Here is a 3,558-nt window from a genome sequence, read left to right on the forward strand (position 1 = left end):
CGTACATCGGAGAGGTTGCCGTAGGCTAGCGAGACTTCTCGCAGAGTAGCGTCTATATCTGCGGTTTTTATCTCTTTATATGTACCTCATTACAGACGGAAGTGCTGTAACTCCAATTAGCTGCTCGATTTCTTCCCTAGTTAACAACTAGTTAGCAGATTGAGCGCGTTCTAATATATCCACGTTCCACAAGGGATTGACTAGTTGCGATCGCGAAATTAGAATTTGTTCCAGATTATTTAAAAATTGAGTAATAAGATTCAATTTCTCATCAACAAGTATCATGAAACAAACTTATGGGCAGGTAAGATATTTTTAGCTGCTAAATATTCATATATTTCCAATGCTTTGAGTTTACACAAATCTTTGGCAATTATTTGAATATTTAGGTTATTGGGTAGTAAAGGAGTAACAGACTCGCGCATAATACCTCAAGTTTGTGCTTCTGCAACAAGCACTAATTGACGAATTGATTGACGTTGGGTAAATTCAATAATCTCATCTGCGATCGCTTTTGCAAAACGTCGCCCATATTCATTAAGATGATTTTCATGACCATCATCATATGCATGTGCTTGACTTCCTGTACCTTGATTTCGTCCTGTTTTCGTAGTTGTCCAAAGTTCTTTACCCTGTAATTCTTTTACCGAATTTAAGAGTCCTTTATGTTCGATGAGATGGCAATTAGACTCATTGAGCAAATTCTCTATCGGTTCAAGTGTTAAAAATCTTGCTTTGCCACCATCAATAATAGCAACCAAATATTTATTCATTGGTTCCGTTCCCTGGGATTCTTTTTGGAGATTACACAATAGCTTTTGTCACTCCATTGATATTGTGAGGCTAGCAAATAAATATGAGGAACTTGTGAGGACGGTAAATTAGGTTGCCAATTTATTGCTACTTTATCGAAACTGCGACAAGTATTTGCAGATTTGGATGTGGAAGATGTAAATAATCTGCGTAAATGGGGTAAAAAGCATGTATATTAATGCTGCAAACTCCATTTTCCCAAGATTTAGAAGACGCGATCGCAAGGTTTTTAACTAAACCAAATAGACTAACCACTTATTCACCATCAACTGTTGGGTTTCAAGTTATATTTTTGCAGGAAATCTGTAAAAGGGTTAAATTTAGTCGAGTTGAAGTGTATCACAACCGAGAGGCAGCAATTTACCTTTAATATCGCTAGATTAATCGCATTTTGTTATTGATGTATTCTGAATGTTGAATTCTGATGATTCAGACATCTTAGTTTCGATTTTGGGTATCTCTTCTGCAAAATATTTTGGCAAATGCCGTTTTACCATTGTGATAATTTTATCTGCGACTATGGGTTTTGTCAGGAAATCGGTTGAACCAACTACTTTAGCCCGAACTCTGTCAAATAAGCCTTCGCTACCAGTTAATATAATCACGGGAGTGTCGATAAACTCTGATATTCTGCGTATCTGGGAGCAAATTTCATACCCATGTACAACAGGCATAATTAAATCTAATAAGATTAAATCTGGCTTATATTCGATAATTTTTGCTAAAGCTTGAATTGGGTCTTGAATTTTCAGAAATCTCATTCCATTGGAAACAATAATTTGTTCTAGTATTTGACATACTTGCGAACTATCATCAATACAAGCAATTAGAGGACCGTCTAATGTTTGAGTTTTTTTGGGAACAGTTCTATTAATAGTTACAGTTCCTGGTAATGGTAGGTCGGGTATTTTGGATAGTTGAATCAATCCTTGGGAAATATGAGGAATTAAAGAAGTTGTAATTCTAGTAATATCTTGTTTTAAAAGAACAGATAAATCTCTTAGAGTATATGTACCATTAATAAAAGTAGTGAAGTTTTTATAAACTGCGGGGCTAACGATTTTTTGTAAATTTAGATGTTCTTGAATTGTTGGTGCTAAATCTGGAGAGCAATTGCCGAAACCAGCATTATTCCAATCTCGAATGTGAGTTTCGACACGTTTAATAAATAAGTTGGTACTAGTGAAAGTAATTGGTAAATCTAAAATAATTTGCGAATCGCGGATAGAAGTCAACTGATTTAATTGTTGCTGCTGTGCCAAATCGAATAAAATTTCCTGAATCACATTCTCAGCAATATATTCAACCTGTTTGGAGTCTAATTTGTCGCGTCGATGTAAAGCGATGATTGATTGATAATCCCAATGTTCTAATGCTAAATCGGCAGCACGAATCTTGATTGTACTAATATCAAAGTAGGGGCAGTATTGAGTCATTTGCCGATACCAACGACGAGAGGGGTGCATTCCTCCCGTAGCCCAAATTATTCTCCCAAATCGGTAATAGAAGCTCCAATACTCTTGGTTTGATGACCTAATTGCTAGCTTTCCACTATATCGGAGTTGTGTACATGCGTAGAATTCCTCAAGCAAATATTTGCTGAGAATTTGTGTAGTTTGCACCATGATGTATTTACAGAAAAATGTTTACTCTACTTTACTTTGTTCAACTCCTAAGCAATACTTTGCTGTACGAAAAGCGGTTTCAAAAGTTGTATTTATGTATTTATTATTATGTTATCCGATAGATATGGAGTTTCAAACTGTAGAAACTACGGATAGTGTTAATACACATCAGGACATAGCATTGCTATGTCCTGTATCCAAGTCTTACATCCAAAAAATATTTTGAGAGATACTTGGGCAAAGCATTAACGCCCCAGCCGATTAACTAAAGCCGTGTTAAGCTCCACTTATCGCAACCAGTTGAATATCAAAAACTAAATCTTCACCAGCAAGTGGATGGTTTGCATCCAAGTGGACTGTGGAGTCGGAAATGTCAGTAATTACAACAGGTATAACTTCTCCAGTAGGTTGTTGAATTTGCAGTTGTTGACCAACTTCTGGTTCTAATTCTGGTGGCATTTGCTCCCGTTCAACTTCAATTATCATTTCTGGACGGTATTCACCATATGCTTGTTCAACTGGGATATGTGTAGTTTTCGACTCACCTGCGTTCATTCCCATTACTGCTTCCTCAAACCCAGGAATTAATTGCCCCTCACCAAGTGTAAACTCAAGTGGGTTGCTATTATTTGACGAATCAAAGACTGTACCATCGGTTAATTTTCCTGTGTAGTGAACGGTTACAGTATCACCTAGTTTTGCTTGTCCCATTACTTTTTCTCCTGACGTTTTTTAATTAAGGCAATCTCTGAGGTACAGATTTTGGACACTATCAAAGCAGTTTGATATGTTAATGCCATCCTCCTATAGTCTCATTTATATTATCTCCCTTTGAATCATTCGATTTTTTGGAATCAAATATTTTCCAAAGTTAACTTGAAAGTAAAAAATTACTCTCGAATATGAAGATTACCTTACAACGATACCAAGGATTGTAGGCTCAAGGAAAAATTAAGATATGACCATGTACTTATTTATATGATGTATAAATTGTATTTTTATCGTGATAAAAATATACGAAGTTTGTTTACTATTTAAAGTCTGATAAGCTAAAAAGCACCTAAATTATATATTAGGGCAGGCAGGGATGCCCACCCCACAATAATTATAATAATTTGGA

General features: G+C 35.8%; 5 protein-coding genes. 1 reads left to right on the forward strand and 4 read right to left on the reverse strand.

Going from position 1 to position 3,558, the window contains the following annotated elements:
* Positions 1-281 precede the first annotated feature (281 nt).
* Positions 282-425, reverse strand: coding sequence for a hypothetical protein (locus CK510_RS33720; RefSeq protein WP_245912477.1), 144 nt, complete (start codon positions 423-425; stop codon positions 282-284).
* Positions 426-431: 6 nt separating this feature from the next.
* Positions 432-773 (reverse strand): host attachment protein, encoded by a 342-nt coding sequence (locus CK510_RS28045; protein WP_245912478.1) that lies wholly within the window; start codon positions 771-773, stop codon positions 432-434.
* Positions 774-991: 218 nt separating this feature from the next.
* Between CK510_RS28045 and CK510_RS32445 the strand changes: the two genes are divergently transcribed.
* Positions 992-1,183, forward strand: a complete 192-nt coding sequence (locus CK510_RS32445) for a hypothetical protein (protein ID WP_143289474.1) — start codon at positions 992-994, stop codon at positions 1,181-1,183.
* A 10-nt stretch (positions 1,184-1,193) separates the two neighbouring features.
* Here CK510_RS32445 and CK510_RS28050 read toward each other — a convergent pair whose 3' ends face one another.
* Together CK510_RS28050 and CK510_RS28060 are read right to left on the reverse strand one after the other, a co-directional pair.
* Complete coding sequence (locus CK510_RS28050) at positions 1,194-2,438, reverse strand: response regulator (protein WP_095724773.1); 1,245 nt, start codon at positions 2,436-2,438, stop codon at positions 1,194-1,196.
* Positions 2,439-2,714: 276 nt separating this feature from the next.
* On the reverse strand, positions 2,715-3,149 hold the full coding sequence (locus CK510_RS28060; RefSeq protein WP_095724775.1) for an FKBP-type peptidyl-prolyl cis-trans isomerase: 435 nt from the start codon (positions 3,147-3,149) through the stop codon (positions 2,715-2,717).
* Between the last annotated feature and the right edge of the window lie 409 nt (positions 3,150-3,558).

It is taken from the genome of Brunnivagina elsteri CCALA 953, assembly GCF_002289455.1.
GTDB lineage: Bacteria > Cyanobacteriota > Cyanobacteriia > Cyanobacteriales > Nostocaceae > Brunnivagina > Brunnivagina elsteri.